Raw genomic sequence first — 23,228 nt, 5'->3', positions numbered from 1 at the left:
TTAATTTATGATGCTAAACAAAAAGTGCTCGCTTTAGCTAAAGCAGGCTATCAAGCACCTAAGCGTGAAAAAATACCAGTCGTTGGTGACGCAGGTTATGCTGCCATGTTATTTGGTGCAAAATCACTAAAATTCAGTGGCTATGCTTCTGATCACGACGTGAAAATCGCTGAAAAACTAGCTTATGTTCTATCAGGTGGACGCATCAAAGAAGGTACGCTGATTGATGAGCAAACCATGTTGGATCTCGAACGGGAAGCGTTCTTGAGTCTCATCGGTGAACCGTTGACACAACAGAGAATGCAACACATGTTATTAAAAGGAAAACCATTACGTAATTAAGAAGAGGGGGAAAAATTGTGAAGGAAGCAGTAATTGTCTCAGGTGCAAGGACTCCGGTTGGTAAAGCAAACCGAGGGTCGCTTGCCAATACTAGACCAGATGATCTTGCCGCTTTAACAATCAAAGAAACATTAAAGCGTGCGGGTAATTATGATGGAAAGATTGATGATGTCATTATTGGCTGTGCCATGCCAGAAGCTGAACAGGGAATGAATATGGCGCGTAACATTGCTGGACTCGCAGGTTTAAGTAAAGACGTGCCAGGAATAACGATTAATCGCTATTGTTCTTCAGGACTACAGAGTATTGCCTATGCTGCTGAGCGTATAATGCTTGGAGCGAGCGATACAATTATAGCAGGCGGAGCGGAATCCATGAGCTTGATTCCCATGGGGGGGCATGTTCTAAAACCAAATACAAAATTAGTGCAAGATGCACCAGGTTATTACATGGGCATGGGTAATACTGCCGAAGAGGTAGCAAACCGTTTTAACATTTCACGTGAAGAGCAAGATGCTTTTGCTACGGAAAGTCATAAGCGAGCAGCACAAGCCATTAAAGAGGGCAAATTCAAAGATGAAATTGTGCCTGTAGAAGTAGCAGAACGCTTTATTGGGAAAGACAATAAGGTCGAAGAAAAATCATTCATGTTTGAAATGGACGAAGGAGTTCGCCCAGGAACAACAGAAGAAGTTCTTGCGAAGTTACGTCCAGCATTCCATGTTAAAGGATCGGTAACAGCAGGAAACTCGTCACAAATGAGTGATGGTGCAGCATCCGTACTTGTCATGGATCGCGATAAGGCTGAGGCAGAAGGATTAACCCCATTAGTGAAATTCCGCTCCTTTGCAGTAGCAGGTGTTGAACCGGAAATCATGGGGGTTGGCCCTGTCGAAGCTATCCCTAAAGCGGTCAAACAGGCCGGCCTAGAGCTCTCTGACATTGGGTTGTTTGAGTTAAACGAAGCATTTGCTTCACAATCTGTTAGAGTAATTCAGGCACTAGATTTAGATCCTAGCATTGTTAATGTGAACGGAGGCGCAATTGCTCTTGGTCATCCGCTTGGAATGACAGGAACAAAGCTTACCCTAACACTCACTCACGAAATGAAACGCCGAAATGTTCAGTACGGCGTTGTAACCATGTGTATCGGCGGAGGAATGGGCGCAGCAGGAGTATTTGAATTGATTTAAAACAACAAAAGCCTGAAGTGCCCGTTTAGTAACGTACGGACTGGACTGAGCCGGAGGAGATAAAGGAAACACGGCGAACGGAGTGAGTCGATGTTGACTTATCGCACGGAGGTCAAGGAAGTCTCGCAAGTTTTTTAATGCCAAAACTTGCCTGCTAGTTGCTGGGCACTGAAGCTAAAAGGAACTAAAGGCTTCAGCACCCGTTCGCCCCGATAGGTTTTTGTAAAACAATGAAAAAATAATAACTTACGAGAATAGCAGTCCATTCTCGCCAGAATAAATTCCATAAACAAAGGAGTTGCTTATAATGAGCGATACAAAAGAAAAGTTATTCAAAGGTGGAGAATTTTTAATTGAAGATTATAAAGGAGAAGATGTTTTAACTCCAGAAGATTTCTCAGATGAGCATAAGATGATTGCTCAAACAACTGATGATTATATTACTAAAGAAGTTCTACCCAAAATTGATAATCTAGAGAATCATGAATTCGAACATTCAGTAGATTTATTACACAAAGCTGGGGAGTTAGGTCTTTTAAGTGCCGATATCCCAGAAGAATACGATGGACTTGGTTTAGATAAAATCAGTTCCTCACTGATTACGGAAAAAATGGGCCGTGCAGGTGGATTCTCAATTTCTCATGGTGCACATGTTGGAATCGGATCACTTCCCATTGTATTTTTCGGTAACGAAGATCAAAAGAAAAAGTACCTTCCTAAGTTGGCTACAGGTGAATTGCTTGCAGCTTATGCATTAACTGAACCAGGATCAGGTTCTGACGCACTTGGTGCCAAAACAAAGGCAGTATTAAACGAGGCAGGCACACACTATGTTTTAAATGGTGAAAAACAATGGATTACAAACTCAGCTTTTGCTGACGTATTTATTGTCTATGCGAAAATCGATGGTGAGCATTTCTCAGCATTCATCGTTGAAAAGGATTATCCTGGAGTGTCAACAGGCCCGGAAGAAAAGAAAATGGGTATTAAAGCTTCATCAACTCGTACTCTAGTTCTAGAAGATGCTGAAGTGCCTGTTGAGAACTTACTAGGAGAAAAAGGGAAAGGACACAAGATTGCGTTCAACATCCTAAACGTCGGGCGATACAAACTGGCAATCGGAAGTGTTGGTGGATCAAAACGTGGTATTGAGCTTTCTGCTAAATATGTGAATGAACGTAAGCAATTTGGTGTACCAATTTCAAGCTTTTCATTAACGCAAGAGAAATTAGCTACAATGGCTGCTGACACGTATGCAAACGAAAGTGCTGTCTACCGTACAGTAGGTCTTTTCGAACAAAGAATGGGAAGCCTAAGCGATGAACAATTAAAAGATGGTAAAGAAATAGCAAAAGCAATTGCTGAATATCAAATCGAATGCTCTATGAACAAATATACAGCTACAGAGTGTCTAGACTATGTTGCTGATGAAGCTGTTCAGCTACATGGTGGTTATGGTTACATGCAAGAATATGAAGTTGAGCGTATGTACCGTGACTCTCGAATTAACCGTATTTTTGAAGGAACAAACGAAATTAACCGTCTTATCGTACCAGGCACTCTATTGAAAAAAGCTATGAAAGGTGAATTGCCTCTATTACAAGAAGCTCAAAAGTTACAAGAAGAAATTATGATGATGATGCCAGAAGAAGTTGGTAATGAACCACTTGAGCAAGAAAAGTACTTGCTTAAGAATGCTAAAAAAATCGTTCTACTTGGTGCTGGTTTAGCAGCACAGAAATATATGCAAAAGATTGAAAATGAACAAGAAATCTTAGCTAACTTAGCAGATATGGTAGCAGAAGTTTACAATATGGAAGCTGCTGTTCTTCGTACTGAAAAGGCAATTAATCATTCTGACGTTGAGAAAAGTACACAAAAATTACTTTACACTCAAGTTTATGTACAAGAAGCATTTAACCGTATTGAAGCAAACGCAAAAGAAATCCTGATCGCGGTCGAAGAAGGGGATAATTTGCGCATGATGCTTTCATCTTTACGTAAACTAACACGTCACACGCCGATTAATGTTATCGCTAAGAAGCGTGAAATTGCTAAGAAAATTATTGAAGAAGAAAAATATACTGTTTAATTGAACATTCATCAAAAAGGAAGGGCTTTACAAGCTCTTCCTTTAATTATTTCAAGTTTTAAATAAAAGCAGGCTTCTCTTGATTATATTTTAGATTGTTCAAAACAACCCCCTCTAGATATGAACGAATCATTTAGCGTATTGGGTAAAATTTGCTATGATATAGATAATATCTATTATATTGGGGGTGAGAAGATGACTTTGACTTTTTATTGGTATCCGAATTGTGGGACATGTAAAAAAGCTAAGAAGTGGTTTGAAGATAATAACGTAGATTACGAAAGCGTCCATATAGTCGAGGAACCCCCCTCTAAAAAGACATTGCTTGATCTTATAGAGAAAAGTGGACTTGAAGCAAAGAAGTTTTTTAATACAAGTGGCAAAAAATACCGTGAACTTAATATGAAAGATAAGATTAAAGATGCCAGTGTTCAAGAAATGGCTGAATACTTAGCTTCTGATGGTATGTTAATTAAACGTCCTATTGTAACAGACGGTGAAAAAGTGACCGTGGGATTTAAGGAAGATATGTTTAATGAAACCTGGCTTTCATAAGATTAATTACTAGAAAAAATGTGTGTAAACTTGTATAGTTAATGTGATATTACATAATGGAGGGATTAGCCAATGAATTTACCTAAGGACTTATTATATTCTGAAGAACATGAGTGGGTAAAAAAAGAAGACGATAAAGTACGTATTGGTATTACAGACTTTGCACAAGATGAGCTAGGAGACATAGTATTTGTTGAGCTTCCTGAAGTCGGCGACGAACTTGAAGCAGATGAACCATTCGGAAGTGTTGAATCTGTTAAAACAGTTTCAGAATTATATGCACCATTAAGTGGTAAAGTAGTCGAAGTGAATGAAGAGCTTGAAGATAGTCCTGAATTCGTTAATGAATCACCATATGAAAAAGCTTGGATGGTAGTTATAGAACCATCTGATGACTCTGAGTATGACGATTTGCTTTCAGCAGAAGGCTATCAAGAGTTTGTTGAAGAAGACTAATTAAATCACATATCATATAAAAAGGCTGTCTTTCCTTAAAAGGTGAAGGCAAGCCTTTTTTTCTTGCTTTATGTCATAATCTATGGAAAAATCAATGATACATTGATTTTTTAAGGTTAGAAATAACAGTGAGGTGCATGGCGTTGACTCCTGAAATTACAGGAAAAGTCATTATTGTTGAAGGATTAACAGATAAAAGAGAAATAGAGAAGGTTATTACTGAAGATGTCACGATTATATGTACAAACGGCACATTGGGCATAGAAAAGTTTGATGAGCTGCTAGAAACGTATGATCTTGACCACCAGGACGTCTATATCTTTGTAGACGAGGATGACTCAGGCTTAAAATTGAGAAAGCAATTAACACGTGAACTGCCGCATGCTGAACATATTTATATAAGCAGCGAATTTAAAGAAGTGGCAACCACCCCAGGCGAAGAACTTGCAACGGCTCTAGCAGCAAAAAATATTAAAGTGGATCCATTTTTTCTTATGTAAAGGCTAGGTGATTACTATGCAACAAGTGAATGACGATATCTTGAACAAAAGTCATTATCTTTTATTTATTAACTCCCCATTTTGTGGAACATGTCACATAGCTCGAGGCATGCTAGATAAAATCGAATCCGTTCATAAAAGAGAACTATTTTATGAAATGAACGCTTCTTTACATCCTGAATTTATGCAGGAAAACATGATCGAAAGTGTCCCGTGTCTATTGATTAAAGATGAAAATGTAGTGAAAGAGAAAATTTATGCTTTTAAATCAATACAAAATATATACACCTATCTATTAACATATGAGCCAAGTTTATTTCATTTATCAAAGTAAAAAATGATAACACACATATAGAAAGTGTGACCATTGGAGGCAATATGCTTACATTTAATGAAAAATTGAACATTATTGATTCATTTACAGAATTGACGAGGGTTGATATTTCGTTAGGGCGGGTGAATTTTCACTATGAAGAGAGCGTTAAGGATAAAAAGATTGTAGTTTATCGCTTGCATCCTAATGGAAATGGATTTGTATACGCAGGAGATATGAAAGATCTATATGAAACTGATGTAAAAGGAATGGTCAATATTCGTGATTTTACAGAAGAGACTCTCCGCAAAATCATCAGAGATTCGATTGATTCTTTATCGGAACAAGAACCGATTGAACAGATATGGATTGATAAACACGGTAATGAGTTGATATTAAAAAATGATTTTGATTCATGGAATGTCTATGTTGCAGATTTACTGGAAGCAACTTTTGCGACATATGACGCGGCTCGAGATTATTTGGAACAAGAAGAATTTCAGTGGAAACATTGATAGAAAAAGGAATATAAGACTCGGAAGAGATAAAGGATTGACACCATATAAATTGAATGGTAATATAAATCTTATAAATAAAACTAAATTAATTAAATCTCTTATTAAGAGCGGCGGAGGGACTGGCCCTACGAAACCGCGGCAACCTTCAACAGTTTTTTTGAAAAGGTGCTAAATCCTGCAAAGCGATAATGCTTTGAAAGATGAGAGAACTTAAAGATATAAATAAAAAAGTCTTTCTGTTCTCATACAGAAAGACTTTTTTATTTACCAATTAGGAGGAATAGCGTTGATATCAATTAAGGGTTTAAGCAAAATATTTACATCAAAGGACAGAAAAACTACAGCTGTTGATGACCTGACCCTTGATATAAAAAAAGGAGAGATCTTCGGTGTCATTGGATATAGCGGGGCTGGAAAAAGTACATTTGTAAGATTGTTAAACAGACTTGAGGAACCTTCAAGTGGAGAAGTTTATATTAATGATAGAGACATGACTACCCTTGAGGCAAATGATCTAAGATTAGCCAGACAAAATATCGGTATGATATTCCAACATTTTAACTTACTTTGGTCTCGCACAGTTGCAGAAAACATCGCTTTTCCACTCGAAATCGCCAAAGTGCCTAAAGAAGATCAGACTAAGCGTGTAAAAGAACTCATTGATCTAGTAGGCTTAACTGGTAAAGAATCATCTTATCCCTCTCAGCTAAGTGGTGGTCAAAAACAACGAGTCGGAATTGCAAGAGCCCTAGCAAATGAACCGAGCGTATTACTTTGTGATGAAGCAACGTCTGCTCTTGATCCTGAAACAACCAAATCCATATTAGAACTGCTAGTGGATATTAATAAGAAATTAGGGTTAACCATTATACTTATTACTCATGAAATGCATGTCATTCGTAAAATATGTGATCGTGTAGCTGTTATGGAGTCTGGAAGGATAGTAGAAATCGGGAATGTTCTAGATGTATTTTCCAAGCCGAAACAACTAGTCACTAAAAAATTTGTTAGCCAGATTATGGGGGATACAGAAGAAATAGAAGATATTGATTACTTAATTAAAAATTATCAAAATGGATTGATTACCCGTTTACATTTTATTGGCGAAACAACTAACAATGCTCTTATTAGTAAAATCGTTAAAACATTCAATGTTGATATAAATATTTTACAAGGTAAGATTGCACAGACCCAAAGTGGAGCATATGGGATGCTGATAGTTCAAATTGAAGGAGAAGAACAAGAAATGAAGCGGAGTGTTGACTATATTTTAAACGAAACCTCTGTAGAAGTGGAGGTCATTCGAGATGCTAACTAATGTATTTGAAAATATTAAGATTGATGATTTATGGGAAGCCACATATGAAACATTTTATATGACGATTACTTCCTTGATTGGAACATTTTTTTTAGGAATTTTACTTGGATTATTATTATTTTTCACGACAAAAAATGGCATGTGGGAAAATAGATTTCTTCATTTCATCATAGCAAGCTTTGTTAATGTGTTTCGTGCTATACCGTTTATCATTTTAATTTTATTATTATTTCCTTTTACTAATTTTTTAATAGGAACTATCCGAGGCCCGAATGCTGCTTTACCCGCTTTAATTTTAGGAGCAGCGCCTTTTTATGGCCGATTAGTAGAAATAGCATTGAAGGAGGTTGATAAGGGAGTGATTGAAGCGGCAAAAGCAATGGGAGCGAAGACACGAACAATTATTTTCAAAGTATTGTTACCAGAATCTATGCCCGCTTTAATTTCAGGCTTAACAGTAACAGCCATTGCACTCATTGGTTATACTGCGATGGCTGGGGCTATCGGAGCTGGCGGACTTGGAAGTTATGCTTATTATTCAGGCTTCCAGAGACGTGATTTTGATGTTGTCCTAATTTGCTCAATTATTATCGTTATTATTGTATTTATGTTTCAGTTTTTAGGTGATTATATTACTAATAAATTAGATAAAAGATAAGACGGATGTTGTAAGAAGTTTAATTAGAAAGCAATCTTATAAAAAATAATGCATTTAAAGGAGCTTATAAATGAAAAAGACAATCAACTTATTAACGATATTTTCAATTGTTTTAATTTTGTCAGCGTGTGGGAATTCAGGGGGGGAGGAGGAAAATGAAATTGTTGTTGGTGCTCAGAGTGTTCCGCATGCTGAGATATTAGAAGAAGCTAAACCAATTTTAGACGAAGAGGGCATTAACCTTGTCATTGAGCCTTATGAAGATTATGTGCTCCCTAACGATGATTTAGCAAATGGCGATTTAGATGCTAACTTTTTTCAACATATTCCTTATTTAGAGCAAACTGTTGAAGATACAGGATACGACCTCGATTATATTGATGGTATTCATATTGAACCTATGGGTGTTTATTCCAAAACTATCAATAGCATTGATGATATAAAGGAAGGGACAGAAGTTCTATTAAGCAATTCAGTTGCCGATCATGCCCGGATTCTCTCACTATTTGAAAAAGACGGTTTGATTACTTTGGATGAAAATGTGGATGAAGATAGTGCGACGATTGATGACATAACTGATAATCCAAAAGATTTAACGTTTATTCCAGATTATGATCCTGCTTTTCTTCCCGAGCTTTATGAAACTGAAGAAGATACACTTGTAGTAATAAACACAAACTATGCGATCAATGCTGGGCTGAACCCACTAGAAGATGCTCTATTTATTGAAAGCGAAGAATCACCTTACGTTAACGTGATTGCGGTTAAAGTAGAAGATAAAGATAATGAAACGTTAAACACACTAGTAGACGTCCTTCATTCAGATGAAATTCAAGACTTTATTATTGACGAATACGAAGGTGCAATAGTTCCAGTTGGGGATAGTAATTAGTTTAAATCTAACGCTTAAATAGTTTGGGAATAAAAATAGAATGAGTTTGAGTATATAAGCGCCTACAAAGACTTTGTAAAGGCGCTTTATATATGTTACGCTTAATATTGTTGAATCAATAGTGTGAAAATACTACTTAATAGGTTAACTCTCATAGAAAAGTTGAAGAACCTATTATCAACAATGTATTAAACCATTTTAAGATAGAAACACTTAATAAACAGAACAATCACTCTCTTTAATATGGACAAGTGAATGCTGGTGATCTTTTACTAAAAGAACATCAGCATTTTCAATAAGAAATTCTATATGATAAAAAATTGATGAAAATACGCTCAATAATCAAAGTGAGACAAGACTGTTCAAACGTGAAAAATAACCACGTAAAATTGTGTTACCATATGGAGTGATTGAAAAACCCTTGGTTATAAGCTTTGATCTAGTGATCAACAAATGGTATCTGTTGAAAATTAATTTGAAATGGTTTAATATTATAATGAGAATAAATTGAGAATAGATGTAAATCAAACTCAATTACAAAATAGTATTTGGAGGTATCGATATGGCAGGATCAACACTAGAAATTAAGAATCTTCATGTATCAATTGAAGGTAATGAGATATTAAAAGGTGTCAACCTTACGATAAAAGGTGGAGAATTCCACGCAGTCATGGGTCCAAATGGTACAGGTAAGTCAACTTTGGCTTCTGCAATTATGGGTCACCCTAAATTTGAAGTGACCGAAGGAAGTATTCATCTAGACGGTGAAGATGTTTTAGAAATGGAAGTTGATGAGCGCGCTCGTGCTGGTCTATTTTTGGCAATGCAATATCCAAGTGAAATTAGCGGTGTTACAACATCTGACTTCTTGCGTTCTTCAATCAACGCGAAACGTGATGAAGGCGATGAAATATCTTTAATGAAATTCATTAAAGAAATGGATGAAGCATTAGATTATCTAGAAATTGATAAAAATATGGCTCAACGCTATTTAAATGAAGGTTTCTCTGGTGGAGAGAAAAAGCGTAACGAAATTCTCCAGCTAATGATGCTGAAACCTGAAATTGCTATTTTAGACGAAATTGATTCGGGCTTAGATATTGATGCCTTAAAAGTAGTCTCAAAAGGTATTAATAAATTACGCGATGAGAACTTTGGATGCCTCATCATTACCCACTACCAACGTTTACTCAACTACATCACTCCTGACCAAGTGCATGTCATGATGCAAGGACGTGTTGTTAAGTCTGGTGGTCCAGAGCTTGCCCAGCGCTTAGAAGAAGAAGGTTATGAGTGGATTAAAGAAGAACTAGGCATTGAAGACGAAACAGTTGGGCAAGAAGCATAAATAGTTAGGAGGGGTAATATTATGACTGTTGAAACTAAACTTCCATTCGATAAAGACTATATAGAGCAGTTTTCCAAAGAACAGAGCGAACCAGATTGGATGAAAGATTTACGGTTACGCGCTCTTGAACAGGCTGAAAATCTTGATATGCCAGAACCAGATAAGACTAACATTACAAGATGGAATTTCAGTCGATTTAACCATAAGTATGCTGAAGGGGATACATTAACTTCGTTAAGTAATCTTCCATCTGAAATTAAGGATTTCTTTGACGAAGAAAATGCTCCTGAAAACTTACTTATCCAGCGCAATCAATCTGTTGCTTATCATACATTAAGTCAACAATTAAAAGATAAAGGTGTTATCTTTACAGATATATTTACAGCACTACGTGATCATGAAGATTTGGTAAAGCGTTACTATATGAAAGATGCTGTTTCTACAGATGAACATCGTCTAACTGCCCTTCATGCTGCATTGATGAACGGTGGAATATTTATATATGTTCCAAAAAATGTTCAAATTGAAGAACCACTACAAGTTATTTTCTGGCAGGAAGATGACGAAGCGTCTCTATTTAATCATGTGCTTGTTGTAGCGGAGGAAAGTAGCTCTCTAACATATGTGGAGAATTACTTGTCTCATAATGAAGATGCAGAAAATGTAGCCAACGTTATTACAGAAGTGATTGCACATGACAATGCAAAAATTTCATTTGGAGCGGTCGACAACTTTGCTGCAGGAACGACTACTTACATGAACCGTAGAGGAGTTACATACCGTGACGCATCTATTGATTGGGCACTAGGCCAAATGAATGATGGGAATACGGTATTTGAAAACGTAACACATCTTGTTGGAGACAACTCAACAGGACATACAAAAACCGTGACAGTAGGACGTAATAAGCAAATTCAAAACTTTTCTACCAAAACAGTGCATGTAGGAAAAGATACTGAAGCGCATATACTCCAACACGGTGTTATGAAGGATAGATCAACTGCTATATTTAACGCTATTGGTAAAATCGAGCATGGAGCCACACGCTCAAATGCCGAACAAGAATCCCGTATGTTAATGTTAAGTGAAAAAGCTCGCGGAGATGCTAACCCTATTCTCTTAATAGATGAGAACGACGTAACGGCTGGACATGCTGCTTCAGTAGGACGTGTCGATCCACTTCAAATGTATTACTTGATGAGTCGTGGGATCACAAAAGAGGAAGCGCAACGTCTTATTATTCATGGTTTCCTTGCACCTGTGGTAAGACAATTACCAATTGCTTCTGTTAGAAAACAACTAACTGAATTAATTGAGAGAAAGGTATATTAAATATGGATGTAAATGCCGTAAGAAAGGAATTTCCAATACTTGATCAGGAAATTAATGGTCATCCATTGGTATACTTGGATTCATCAGCCACGGCACAAAAGCCTTTAAAAGTTATTGAAGCGGTAAATGAATACTACCGCTTCAACAACTCAAATGTGCATCGCGGAGTGCACACACTGGGTTCAAGAGCAACCGATCAATATGAAGGTGCTCGTGAAAAAGTAAGACGTTTCATTAATGCTAAAAGTACAGCTGAAGTTATTTTTAATAGAGGAACAACGACAGGGATTAATACGATAGCATACAGTTATGCAAGAAATCATCTTACTGAAGGTGATGAAATTGTTTTAACTCAAATGGAACATCATAGTAATATTATCCCGTGGCAGCAAGTAGCAAAAGCTACTGGTGCATCTTTGAAATATATTCCGTTACAATCCGATGGGACAGCCACACTTGAGGATGTTCGAAACACAGTAACCGAAAATACAAAGATATTGGCCATTGCGCATGTATCCAATGTACTTGGTACTATTAATCCTATTAAGGAAATGGCAAAAATTGCACACGATCATGGAGCTGTCATTGTAGTAGATGGAGCTCAAGGTGCTCCACATACGAAAGTTGATGTTCAGGATATGGATTGTGACTTTTACACATTTTCAGGTCATAAAATGTGTGCTCCTACTGGTATTGGCGTTTTATATGGTAAACGTGAATTATTAGAGAAAATGGAACCATTTGAGTTCGGGGGAGAAATGATAGATTTTGTTAATCTATATGACTCTACATGGAAAGAACTTCCTTGGAAATTTGAAGGCGGAACGCCAATTATTGCCGGAGCAATAGGATTAGGTGCTGCTATTGACTTTTTAAATGATGTAGGTATCGAGGCAATTGAAGAACATGAACATAACTTGATTGGCTATGCTATGGAACGAATGAACACAGTTGAAGACCTGACTATTTATGGACCTGAAAAACGAGCTGCACTTGTTACATTTAATCTTGCAGACGTTCATTCCCATGATTTATCGACTGTTTTAGATTCGGAAGGGGTTGCTATTCGCGCAGGTCACCACTGTGCACAGCCACTTATGAAGTGGTTAGAAGTTGTAGCAACAGCACGAGCCAGTTTTTATTTATATAATAACAAAGAAGATGTTGATCGTTTAGTCGATGGACTTTTGAAAGCAAAGGAGTATTTTGGCGATGTCTTTTAATAATCTCGACACACTATACCGCCAAGTTATCATGGATCACTACAAAAATCCTAGAAATAAGGGGACGATTGATGGTGATGCAATAACTGTAGAAATGAATAACCCGTCATGTGGAGACCGAATTGAAGTTTATTTGAGTGTTAAAGATGGCATTGTTGAAGACGTTAAATTCGATGGTGAAGGCTGTTCTATTAGTTTAGCTTCTGCTTCAATGATGACTCAAGCAATCAAAGGTAAAAAACTGACGGAAGCTCTAAAAATGTCCGAAGTTTTTTCTGAAATGATGTTAGGAAAAGATGTTGACGCTGGAGAAATAGATTTAGACGATATAGAAGCGTTACATGGAGTGTCTAAGTTTCCTGCACGTATAAACTGTGCTACACTAGCATGGAAGGCGCTTGAAAAGAGTGCCAAAGAGGAAAATGTTTAAGGTCTTTTTCCTTTCATATAGAAAATGGAAATTAATCCATTCGTGTATTAGTTAGGTCATTTTACTATCTAATAGGAGGTTATAAATAATGGCAAAAGAGTTACCAGAAACAGAATATAAATATGGTTTTCATGATAAAGATGTGTCTGTTTTCCGTACTGAAAGAGGTTTAACTGAGAATGTTGTCAGAGAAATCTCTAAGATGAAAAACGAGCCAGAGTGGATGCTTGAAGAACGTCTAAAAGCATTAGAAATATTTTATAGTAAACCAATGCCTCAGTGGGGTGGAGACTTATCAGAGTTAGACTTTGATGAAATCATCTACTATGTTAAGCCTTCTGAAAAACAAGGAAGAACATGGGATGAAGTACCAGAAGAGATTAAGCAAACCTTTGATAAGTTAGGCATTCCTGAAGCAGAGCAAAAATACTTAGCAGGTGTTTCTGCACAATATGAATCTGAGGTTGTTTATCAAAGCCTTGAAAAAGACCTTGAAAAACTAGGGATCATATTTAAGGATACAGATTCAGCTTTACAAGAAAATGAAGAAATGTTTAGAGAATACTTCGGAAAAGTTATACCGGCATCAGACAACAAATTTGCAGCACTAAATACTGCAGTTTGGTCAGGTGGATCCTTCATCTATGTTCCTAAAGGTGTGGAAGCGACGGCTCCACTACAAGCTTATTTCCGTATTAACTCGGAAAATATGGGGCAGTTTGAAAGAACATTAATCATTGTTGATGAAGGTGCATCTGTACACTATGTTGAAGGTTGTACTGCACCAGTATTTACAACTAACTCACTTCATAGTGCTGTTGTAGAAATATTTGTTAAGAAAGATGCCTATTGTCGCTATACAACAATTCAGAACTGGGCAAACAACGTTTACAATCTAGTAACCAAGCGTGCAACATGTGCTGAAAATGCGACAATGGAGTGGATCGACGGAAACATGGGTTCTAAGCTTACTATGAAATACCCAGCGGTTCTTCTAAGAGGTGAAGGTTCACGTGGTATGACGATTTCCATTGCTTTGGCAGGAAAAGGTCAACTTCAACACGCAGGTGCAAAAATGCATCACCTAGCACCAAACACGTCATCTTCCATTGTATCTAAATCTATTTCTAAACATGGTGGAAAAGTGTCTTATTTAGGACTTGTACACTTTGGACGTAAAGCTGACGGTGCACGTGCTAATATTGAGTGTGATACATTAATCATGGATAATGAGTCAACTTCAGACACTATTCCGTATAACGAAATTAACAATGATAACATTTCATTAGAGCACGAAGCAAAAGTATCGAAAGTTTCTGAAGAACAGCTCTTCTATCTTATGAGTAGAGGAATTGGAGAACAAGAAGCAACAGATATGATTGTTATGGGCTTTATTGAACCATTTACAAGAGAACTCCCAATGGAATACGCTGTTGAAATGAACCGTTTGATCAGTTATGAAATGGAAGGCAGTATCGGTTAATATATTAATACCTTTTAATCCGGGAACCCTCCTCTGGTATAGCCAGAGGAGGGTTTATTTTGGCTATAATAATGGATGTGCTAAAATATTTCATAACTTTTTTATCTCACAATAAAATTACACCGAAATGGAAGTTGAAGTCTTTTTATCTCCTCGCTTTGGTTAAGGTTCATCTGTTGAGGGTACATAATCAAGGTTTATCTTCTGACTCCCCGAGGCATTACATTTGGCTGTCATAGAACATGAGAGTCATCTAGTTTACCTTTTTGCTGAGACTAAACCAATCTCTTATTGTTATTATCAAAAAATGTCCTTTAATAGGAATCTAAATTAAACAATGATAAACTGATTTTAAGATTTGAATAATCAAGAGTTACTATTAAGGAGTAAGTAAAATGCAAGAAAAATTATATTTTTATTATACAAATGATTTGCATAGTTATTTTAAAAATTGGTCACGTGTAGTAGGCTTTTTAAAAAATGAAACAGCAAAGAGGGAAGAAAATAATGAATCATACTGGATTGCAGACATAGGTGACTTTGTCGATCGCGTTAATCCAATTGCTGAGGCTTTTATGGGGAAAGCAAACGTTGAATTGCTAAATGAAGCAGGCTATGACTTAGCTACAATTGGAAACAATGAAGGAATTACATTATCTCATGAAGATTTATATACACTTTACAATAAGGCAGAATTTCAAGTTGTTTGTGCTAATTTATATAGCATGGGAGAGTCTCCCTCTTGGCTAAATACCACTGTCCATGTTCAATCTCTTCATGGTGTCAAAATTGGTGTGATTGGTTTAACAGCACCATTTAACGATTATTATGAGCTACTCGATTGGCATGTATCCTCACCTTACGAAGAACTTGAAAAGCATATCAGTAATCTAAAGGAATCGACTGATGTTATCGTATTACTATCTCACCTTGGCATTAATGATGATCGAGAGATAGCAAGAAGATTTCCAGATATTGATGTCATTATAGGAGGACATACTCATCACTTGCTAAGAACTGGAGAAGAATTGAATAATACTATCATTACTGCAGCGGGGAAGCATTGCTCGTATGTGGGCGAGGTTATTTTAACATGGGATGATTCTTTAGGAAAACTCGTTAATAAAGAAGCTTATGCAATTGATATAACCCATCTACCTAAAGACTTGGAAACAGAAAAACATTTATTCCATTTGAATGAAGAATCCGCACGGCATCTTGATAAGGCAATTGTCTTTCTTGAAGAACCAATCGAAGTTAAATGGTTTGACTACACCGATATTATGAAACAATTAACTGACACCATGAAAGCACGGACAAAAGCAGATTGCGCCATGCTAAACGCTGGATTGTTATTGGACCGTTTTCCAGCAGGGGATGTGACTTATAGTAATATTCACTCTAATTGCCCACATCCGATTAATCCGTGCGTTGTGGAATTAAAAGGAGATGAATTAATTGAAGTTATCAGAGCGTCACTAACAAAGGACTTTATGGAGTTAAAATTGAAAGGCTTTGGTTTCAGAGGGGAAGTGATTGGACGAATGATTTTTTCTGGACTGGATGTCATTACGGAAAAATATGTGGATGGACAGGAGTTTGTAAAAAGCGTTTACTATAATGGACTACCACTAAATTCGTATGCAACATATACAGTTGCTCTACCTGATACATTTACATTCGGACGTCTTCTCCCTGAAGTAGCAAAATCAGAAGTGAAAAACTTCTTTTTACCAGAATTTATTAGAGATTTATTAGTTCTGACATTGGAAAGAGAGTATAAATAAAAGAAAATTGTATCATTAGGCAGCCTTCCTGCATAAACTGCAGTGTACATGATAAAGGAGGTTAGTTAATGATAACGATTAAACCTTTAGAAGTGGACGGTAAGCAGTTTACAGCAGTGTGCGTAGCACTTCCAAAAACGAACTTATTAACAATTTCAAATGATGTTGGCTATATTATGTGTGCGGCACTTGATGTGGATGTTTTTGATGCTAGTGAAAAACTAAGAGAACGTGAAGTTATCGCTGGAAGAGCATTTGGTGTCAGAACTATCGATGATTTACTACATGCGCCACTTCAAAAAGTAACGAGTGCAGCTGAAGAAAAATTTGGTTGGGAAGAGGGTATGATCGGTAAAGATGCTCTCTTAAAACTCACTTAATCACAGGTTGTTAAAAATACAAGTCTAACCCTCTTGAAACAAGCATAAAGTGTTTTAAGGGGGTTTTTGAATTGATACAACGATTTTTTAATAGAAGACGTCGGTCACCACCCCAAGCGAGAACTATATTAATGATATCCTTTGTAATAGTTTGTATCCTCGTTTTTCTTAGTATATGGATTATTGACAAGGGCATTAAGCCGACATTAATGGAAATTGCGGATCGTAAGACAACTGAATTTGCTACAAGAGCTATTAACTCAGCTGTAAAATTTGCTGAAGAATACTCTTTTGAAAGTATTGCCAATTTGACAAAGGATGATAGTGGGAAAATTTCCATGGTTGGTTATGATCAAACAGTTGTTAATAAAATTAACCGAGCCGCAACCGATCGAGTGGAGGAGTTCTTTCATAGCATGAATCGAGGAGAACCACCTGATTATGAAGACCCCTTAGATGAACCAGAAGTATACGGTGACACGGTCGATGAGCTTGTAGATCGTGATCCTACTGTGGTCGAAATACCTATTGGCCAAGCGACCGGTAATACTGTTCTTGCCAATTTAGGCCCTAAAATTCCAGTGAATTTAGAACTTGTTGGAAGTGTTCAAACAGATATTATTGAAGAACGAGAAGAAGTAGGGATTAATGGTGTCGTCATAACACTTTATGTTTTTGTAGAAGCGGATGTACAGATTGTCATACCTTTTTCCACTGAACTAAAAAATGTAAGCACTAAAATAATGATTGATAAACATCTTGTTATGGGTGAAGTACCTGAATTTTATGGAGGAAGTGGAAATAATCCATCTATTTCAGTACCAAAAAAAGACTTGCAAGATGATTGATAATCTAGTATAGTAATGATTATAAATTTAATATGACCTTACAGATCGGTGAGGTAGAGGTGCAAATAATAAAAGTAATCAACATGAGGATGACAACGAGGAAAGTTGATGAAAGGATTGTTTGCCGAAGCATATATGGGTCAAACATATATTAGCTGGTATGACTTTGAATAAGGGTCACACTGTCATGTTCATATCCATCTTCATTTCAAATCCTGAAATGTGGATAGGTTCATGGAGAACTACTGATCGAAATGGAGGATAACGGATATTGCTTTGACAATGATATGTTATTTTCTATATCATTGTCTTTTTTTATTTTTATCTCCATGAGTGTACCTCTCACCTTTAACCGAAATAGGTTTTTTAAAAAGTTTTTAGTAATAGAAGGTAAAGGGAACGAAAAGATATACAAATGGAGGTTTTAGAATGGAAGGAACAATTTTTTCAATTATCCCCCCGCTTATTATGTTAGTTCTTGTTTTATTGACTAGGAAAGTTTTACCCTCACTTGGAATTGGCATCCTGATTGGTGCTTTATTTATTCATGATTTTAATATTTTATCCACATTAAAAGAAATTTGGTATGTTTTTGTTGAAATCTTTGTAACAGATGGCGCCCTTAATTGGGATAATGTGTTATTATTAAGTTTTCTTTTATTACTAGGCGTTATGACAGCATTACTTCAAGCTTCAGGTGGTAGCCAAGCGTTTGGTGAGTGGATGTTAAAACGAGTAAAAACACGTACCGGCGCCCAATTAATGACGGCTTTATTAGGTATCATAATTTTTATTGATGATTATTTTAATAGTTTGGCGGTGGGTCAAGTGGCAAGACCTTTAACAGATCGCCATAAGATTTCTAGAGCCAAGCTAGCTTATTTTATTGATTCCACATCAGCGCCGGTGACAGTTATATCGCCCATATCAAGTTGGGGTGCTTATATTATTGGGATTTTAGCAAGTATATTTTCTGTTTATCATATCACGGATGTTCAACCACTCGAAGCGTTCATTAAAATGATTCCTTTGAATTTATATGCATTTGCGTCACTGCTGCTCGTGTTTTTAGTAGCATTTGGTAGATTAGATATCGGTCCAATGAAAAAACATGAACAACGTGCACTTGAGCAAAATAAAGTGATTAATGATGAAAAAAAAATACCCGGTGATCTTAGTGATTCTCTTAAATCACATCCCAAGGGAAAAGTCTATCATTTACTGGCCCCTATCATTGTTCTGATTATCATTACAGTATCTGCTATGATATTAACAGGATGGCAAGCAAGTGATGAAAAGGCATCTTTAATAACTATTTTTGCTAATACAGATGTTAATGTTTCCTTATTCGTTGGCGGTTTGTCAGCGGTTATAGTAGGTACCGCTTTTCATTTTAAACAAGGAAATCCGAAAGCTAATTTTTTGAAAGTCATAACTGAAGGCATTAAAACCATGCTGCCTGCAATCTACATTTTATTACTAGCATGGATGATTGGCTCAATAATTGGTACGTTAAAAACAGGTGAGTATTTAGCCGGTATTGTCAGTGATGCGAGTATTAGTCCTGCTTTATTACCCATGTTATTTTTCTTAATAGCTAGTGTGATGTCGCTTGCAACTGGCACGTCTTGGGGAACATTCGGTATCATGTTACCGATTGCCGCGGAAGTCTCTGTCAATACAGATATGACACTTTTACTGCCGACATTAGCAGCTGTTTTAGCTGGATCAGTGTTTGGCGATCATTGCACACCAATATCAGACACGACGATACTTTCCGCAACAGGTGCTGGAGTCAATCATATTGATCATGTCATAACACAGCTGCCTTATGCGATAATATCTGCGCTGGCTGCAGGTATCGGTTACTTATTTATTGGTCTCACCGAGCTAAATATTTTGGGGTTGATTCTTACATTTGTATTAATCATTGCCTTGATCCTGATTAAAAACTTTTTATCTAAAACTCAATATAAAGAAGCATAACAAAAAAATTCTTCTCCATTAATAATGGAGAAGAATTTTTTTGTTATTTTTGAAAAGAAGTTCTTTGTCGCGAAATAAGTCGTTTTTTTCTTAAATAATTGATATTAACCCGCTTAATATATTTTAATATATTAAATTATACAAATACTTTGACATAATTTAAAAGTGCCGTTATAATGACATAAATATTAGAATAAGTAGAAAATTTTAAACATTACTTATTACAAGAAACATATGATGGAATAAGTAATAAAAGGAGGAGGTCATTCTATGGAGACACGTTCGCAATGGGGAACACGAGCGGGTTTTATTTTAGCAGCAGTCGGATCGGCTATTGGACTTGGAAATATTTGGCGCTTTCCAGCAGTAGCTTATGAAAATGGTGGGGGAGCATTTTTTATTCCATACTTATTTGCTCTATTGACTGCTGGGATTCCAATTTTAATTATGGAATTTACAATGGGGCATAAATATCATGGTTCCTCACCGTTAACATTTAGAAGAATTAATAAGAAGAGTGAATGGGTTGGTTGGTGGGGCGTGGCTGTTGCCTTTGTAATCTCAACGTACTATTCGGTTATTATCGCCTGGGCAATATCATATTCAATCTTTTCTGTTAATTTAAATTGGGGAAGTGACACTGAAGGTTTTTTTAATAATAGCTATTTACAGTTAGGTGCTGACCCAGGACAAGTAGGATCATTTGTACCTTCAGTACTCATTCCATTGATCATCGTGTGGATTGTTGTTTTAGGAATCTTATTTAGAGGAGTTAAACGGGGAATTGAGATAGCTAATAGAATTTTCATTCCTGCACTAGTCGTTATTTTTTTAATTATCGTTATTCGAGCGATTACATTACCGGGTGCTTTAGTCGGTCTTGAACATTTTTTCCAACCTGACTTCTCAAAAATATTTAGTGGTGATGTATGGGTTGCAGCGTATGGACAAATATTTTTCAGTATGTCGATTGCATTTGCCATTATGATTACGTACTCGAGTTATTTGCCTAAAAAGTCAGATATTACAAATAATGCGTTTATTACTGGATTTGGTAATTCAAGCTTTGAATTATTGGCAGGGATAGGAGTATTTGCCGTATTAGGATTTATGTCTGTGCAAGCAGGTGTTAGTGTTGATGAAGTTGTTGCTGATGGAGTAGGACTTGCGTTTGTTGTCTTTCCTGCAATCATAAATGAGTTTCCGGCGTTAAACGGGTTATTTGGATTTTTGTTTTTTGCGTCACTAGTCCTTGCTGGTTTAACTTCACTAATGTCAATATGCGAGACATATATTGCAGGCTTGGCTGATAAATTTAAAATATCGAGAACGAAAGCTGTTTTATTTGGTGGAGGCCTTGCCGGTGTTGTATCACTTATCTTTGCAACTGAAGGAGGATTATATTTTCTTGACGCGGCAGACTACTTTATCAACCAGTTCGGAGTAGCTATGCTAGGACTTGTTGAAGTTGTTTTAATTGCTTGGGTTTTCCGCAAACTAGGAGAATTCAAAACACATGCTAACGACATATCAGATATTCGGATTGGCTCGTGGTGGACGATCAGTTTAAGTGTTATTACACCACTTGTTTTAGGATATATGATGTACGATTTATTTAAGCTTAATTTCGCTGAAAACTACGAAGGTTATCCTGATGCGTTCATTTTATGGGGAGGATGGAGTGTAGCAATCGGCGCGTTAGCTGTAGGTATTCTAATGTCCTTAACGAAATGGAATGATAATAGGAAAAAACAAGATGATGTCATTAAGGAGGCCAAATAAATGAGTGGTTCGTCTATATTTGTAATGATTCTTGGAATAGGTGTAATCTGGGGTGGCCTTGCTGGAAGCATTATACACGCAGTTAAAAAGTCAAAAGCTGTAAAGAATAATTAGTAGAAAAAGAGCCTTATCCTTTTGATGAGGCTCTTAATTATTTTCCTTCTCCATTCTTTCCCATCTACTTAAATAAGGGTATGGATCAAATGACCATTCTTTCTCTCCATTATCTTTATACATACCATAATGCAAATGTGGTGGAAACTTACCAGAAGTACCTGGAGGTCCGTAGCCTGTTGAGCCCACTTTCCCCAGAATATCTCCTGGTTTCACTACTTGACCTACTATTATATCATCATTATAGCTACTTAAGTGTGCATAATAATGATATATATTATATATATCACGAATACCTATGCGCCATCCGCCATATAAATTCCATCCTTTTAATTCAACAACACCATAAGTTGTAGACTTAACAGGAGTCCCATAATCTGCAAAAATATCTGATCCTTCATGGATTCGCACGCCGCCGAATCCTCTTCTATCTCCCCAGTTGTTATTATAGGTATAATTAAAATCCATATCGAGTGGAAAACTTCTGTCTTCAAAGTTAATCTGGTTAAATTCTTTAAATACTTTTGCTGTGTTTTTAATTGTTTGAACGGTAAGATCCCGCTCATAATAATTCCAAAGTCCAATTCTTATATCATCTTCAGTTGGACCTGATTCAGCAAGAATGTTAGCCATCGTGTAAAGAACATCGTCCGGATCAGATGGATCTGCCTTACGGTCACCATTGCCATCTTTACCTTTCCCATTAAAAAAGTCTATAATAAATTCATCCATTACTAATGAACTGTTTCCAGGTCCAAACCAGACTTCAGGTGGTACTTGAATCGAAATTAAAGGCTCTTCTTCATCCTTATCTAAATCTAAAACTTGTCGTTCATATTGATCAACCGCAGCTATATAATACCATGGAACTTGTGTAAGAGCTTCAGTTTTTTTATATAAAGCCATTCTTTTTTGATATATATCTTCATCAACATTTTCTGCTGCACTGATATAGGGAGAGAAAACAAGCATACATAAAGAAAAAACAAATAAACAAGTCCTATTGTTCCAACTTAACATAATTTTCACCTCGTTATCGCTTGTAATTTATTTAAGGACTAACACTAATGTTAGTCCTGTGAATGATTCTGAGGGGTTTGTTTTTCCATTTCTGATATAATTTGTTCTAATGTATTACCGTGGCTGCGATCTTGAGTTGTAGTGTTATGCAAACTTTGAATATCAGGAATTAATGAAGGATTATCTGTAACATATATATCAAAAAAGCGCGGCACTACAGACATTGCTGATTTTTTAGCAAGATCTACAGCATCCTCATCAGACAAATGGTCGTTCTTGTCATAAGCGATTAAAACTTCTTTATCGGTAACAAGTGTGGCAACTTCGTCAAAACTTTCACTGTTTTGTAAGATTATTCTTGCGATTGTATCCGCCATTTTGTTACGATCCATCCTAACAATCTCATCTCTATCTGGTTCATCATCAAATTGGTCTTTCGTATAATTAACATAACCTAATCTTTTTTCCCATTCAGGATCAATTGTTGAATCTTTATTACGCGTCGGGTTTAATTCCTCAGCGATTTTATCCTCATCTGTCTTTGGTTTATTCATTCCACATCCGGTTACGATTAGTAATGATATTAAAGCAATTACATAAAGCTTTCTCACTTCATTTTCCTCCTTAAACTTATATAGTGTTAGTTTGTTGAAATAAT

Annotated in this window: 23 protein-coding genes, 1 pseudogene and 2 riboswitches; of the genes and pseudogenes, 22 read left to right on the top strand and 2 right to left on the bottom strand. The window is 36.4% G+C overall.

The genetic code is table 11. The annotated features are described in order from the left end of the window. The 22 genes and pseudogenes from KQI49_RS10575 to KQI49_RS10470 all read left to right on the top strand — a co-directional run. Window positions 1–342, top strand: a pseudogene (locus KQI49_RS10575) (3-hydroxyacyl-CoA dehydrogenase); the annotation flags it as partial. 17 nt (window positions 343–359) lie between these two features. Next, window positions 360–1,535: an acetyl-CoA C-acetyltransferase gene (locus KQI49_RS10570; protein ID WP_216488739.1), complete on the top strand. Its 1,176-nt coding sequence runs from the start codon at window positions 360–362 to the stop codon at window positions 1,533–1,535. A 307-nt stretch (window positions 1,536–1,842) separates the two neighbouring features. Then, a complete protein-coding gene (locus KQI49_RS10565; RefSeq protein WP_216488737.1) occupies window positions 1,843–3,627 on the top strand; it encodes an acyl-CoA dehydrogenase family protein in 1,785 nt (594 codons plus the stop codon). A gap of 195 nt (window positions 3,628–3,822) precedes the next feature. Further along, complete coding sequence (locus KQI49_RS10560) at window positions 3,823–4,182, top strand: arsenate reductase family protein (protein WP_216488735.1); 360 nt, start codon at window positions 3,823–3,825, stop codon at window positions 4,180–4,182. Between the two features lie 72 nt (window positions 4,183–4,254). Then, a complete protein-coding gene (gene gcvH / locus KQI49_RS10555; protein WP_216488734.1) occupies window positions 4,255–4,638 on the top strand; it encodes a glycine cleavage system protein GcvH in 384 nt (127 codons plus the stop codon). Between the two features lie 143 nt (window positions 4,639–4,781). Continuing rightward, window positions 4,782–5,138: a toprim domain-containing protein gene (locus KQI49_RS10550; RefSeq protein ID WP_253286786.1), complete on the top strand. Its 357-nt coding sequence runs from the start codon at window positions 4,782–4,784 to the stop codon at window positions 5,136–5,138. Window positions 5,139–5,154: 16 nt separating this feature from the next. After that, window positions 5,155–5,472 (top strand): thioredoxin family protein, encoded by a 318-nt coding sequence (locus KQI49_RS10545; protein ID WP_216488733.1) that lies wholly within the window; start codon window positions 5,155–5,157, stop codon window positions 5,470–5,472. Between the two features lie 44 nt (window positions 5,473–5,516). Continuing rightward, window positions 5,517–5,966, top strand: coding sequence for a hypothetical protein (locus KQI49_RS10540; RefSeq protein WP_216488732.1), 450 nt, complete (start codon window positions 5,517–5,519; stop codon window positions 5,964–5,966). Window positions 5,967–6,064: 98 nt separating this feature from the next. Next, a riboswitch (SAM riboswitch) is annotated at window positions 6,065–6,176 on the top strand. A 79-nt stretch (window positions 6,177–6,255) separates the two neighbouring features. Beyond that, on the top strand, window positions 6,256–7,287 hold the full coding sequence (locus KQI49_RS10535; RefSeq protein WP_216488731.1) for a methionine ABC transporter ATP-binding protein: 1,032 nt from the start codon (window positions 6,256–6,258) through the stop codon (window positions 7,285–7,287). Next, a complete protein-coding gene (locus tag KQI49_RS10530; RefSeq protein WP_216488730.1) occupies window positions 7,277–7,945 on the top strand; it encodes a methionine ABC transporter permease in 669 nt (222 codons plus the stop codon). Before KQI49_RS10535 ends, KQI49_RS10530 begins: the two co-directional genes overlap by 11 nt. Window positions 7,946–8,015: 70 nt before the next feature. Then, the gene (locus KQI49_RS10525; RefSeq protein WP_216488729.1) at window positions 8,016–8,837 is read left to right on the top strand and encodes a MetQ/NlpA family ABC transporter substrate-binding protein; all 822 of its coding nucleotides are present in this window, start codon (window positions 8,016–8,018) and stop codon (window positions 8,835–8,837) included. 562 nt (window positions 8,838–9,399) lie between these two features. Then, window positions 9,400–10,185 carry a Fe-S cluster assembly ATPase SufC gene (gene sufC / locus KQI49_RS10520; RefSeq protein WP_216488727.1) on the top strand — a complete coding sequence of 262 codons (786 nt, stop codon included), beginning with the start codon at window positions 9,400–9,402 and terminating at the stop codon, window positions 10,183–10,185. A gap of 21 nt (window positions 10,186–10,206) precedes the next feature. After that, the gene (gene sufD, locus KQI49_RS10515; protein WP_216488725.1) at window positions 10,207–11,517 is read left to right on the top strand and encodes a Fe-S cluster assembly protein SufD; all 1,311 of its coding nucleotides are present in this window, start codon (window positions 10,207–10,209) and stop codon (window positions 11,515–11,517) included. 2 nt (window positions 11,518–11,519) lie between these two features. After that, entirely contained in the window at window positions 11,520–12,740 is a 1,221-nt protein-coding gene (locus KQI49_RS10510; protein ID WP_216488723.1) for a cysteine desulfurase, read from the top strand. Beyond that, window positions 12,730–13,170 (top strand): Fe-S cluster assembly sulfur transfer protein SufU, encoded by a 441-nt coding sequence (gene sufU / locus KQI49_RS10505; RefSeq protein ID WP_216488721.1) that lies wholly within the window; start codon window positions 12,730–12,732, stop codon window positions 13,168–13,170. The genes KQI49_RS10510 and sufU overlap by 11 nt, the downstream gene beginning before the upstream one ends. Before the next feature lie 88 nt (window positions 13,171–13,258). Continuing rightward, window positions 13,259–14,653 (top strand): Fe-S cluster assembly protein SufB, encoded by a 1,395-nt coding sequence (gene sufB, locus KQI49_RS10500; protein WP_216488719.1) that lies wholly within the window; start codon window positions 13,259–13,261, stop codon window positions 14,651–14,653. A 395-nt stretch (window positions 14,654–15,048) separates the two neighbouring features. Further along, complete coding sequence (locus KQI49_RS10495) at window positions 15,049–16,440, top strand: bifunctional metallophosphatase/5'-nucleotidase (RefSeq protein ID WP_216488717.1); 1,392 nt, start codon at window positions 15,049–15,051, stop codon at window positions 16,438–16,440. A 68-nt stretch (window positions 16,441–16,508) separates the two neighbouring features. Continuing rightward, window positions 16,509–16,820, top strand: a complete 312-nt coding sequence (locus KQI49_RS10490) for a YunC family protein (protein ID WP_216488715.1) — start codon at window positions 16,509–16,511, stop codon at window positions 16,818–16,820. A gap of 71 nt (window positions 16,821–16,891) precedes the next feature. Further along, the gene (gene yunB, locus KQI49_RS10485; protein ID WP_253286785.1) at window positions 16,892–17,668 is read left to right on the top strand and encodes a sporulation protein YunB; all 777 of its coding nucleotides are present in this window, start codon (window positions 16,892–16,894) and stop codon (window positions 17,666–17,668) included. Between the two features lie 46 nt (window positions 17,669–17,714). Further along, window positions 17,715–17,921: riboswitch (Lysine riboswitch) on the top strand. A 176-nt stretch (window positions 17,922–18,097) separates the two neighbouring features. Continuing rightward, on the top strand, window positions 18,098–19,654 hold the full coding sequence (locus KQI49_RS10480) for a Na+/H+ antiporter NhaC family protein (RefSeq protein ID WP_216488713.1): 1,557 nt from the start codon (window positions 18,098–18,100) through the stop codon (window positions 19,652–19,654). 270 nt (window positions 19,655–19,924) lie between these two features. Beyond that, complete coding sequence (locus tag KQI49_RS10475; RefSeq protein ID WP_216488711.1) at window positions 19,925–21,436, top strand: sodium-dependent transporter; 1,512 nt, start codon at window positions 19,925–19,927, stop codon at window positions 21,434–21,436. Next, window positions 21,437–21,550 carry a MetS family NSS transporter small subunit gene (locus tag KQI49_RS10470; RefSeq protein ID WP_216488709.1) on the top strand — a complete coding sequence of 38 codons (114 nt, stop codon included), beginning with the start codon at window positions 21,437–21,439 and terminating at the stop codon, window positions 21,548–21,550. A gap of 33 nt (window positions 21,551–21,583) precedes the next feature. On the opposite strand, the gene KQI49_RS10465 is transcribed toward KQI49_RS10470, so the two are convergent. Next, window positions 21,584–22,570, bottom strand: a complete 987-nt coding sequence (locus KQI49_RS10465) for a M23 family metallopeptidase (protein ID WP_371817554.1) — start codon at window positions 22,568–22,570, stop codon at window positions 21,584–21,586. A 50-nt stretch (window positions 22,571–22,620) separates the two neighbouring features. Further along, window positions 22,621–23,181 carry a YhcN/YlaJ family sporulation lipoprotein gene (locus KQI49_RS10460; RefSeq protein WP_216488707.1) on the bottom strand — a complete coding sequence of 187 codons (561 nt, stop codon included), beginning with the start codon at window positions 23,179–23,181 and terminating at the stop codon, window positions 22,621–22,623. Window positions 23,182–23,228: the final 47 nt, after the last annotated feature.

The sequence above is a fragment of the Virgibacillus sp. MSJ-26 genome (genome assembly GCF_018918075.1).
GTDB lineage: Bacteria > Bacillota > Bacilli > Bacillales > Amphibacillaceae > MSJ-26.
Note: the sequence above shows the minus strand (reverse complement) of the source record. Positions and strands in the feature narration are given on the sequence as shown.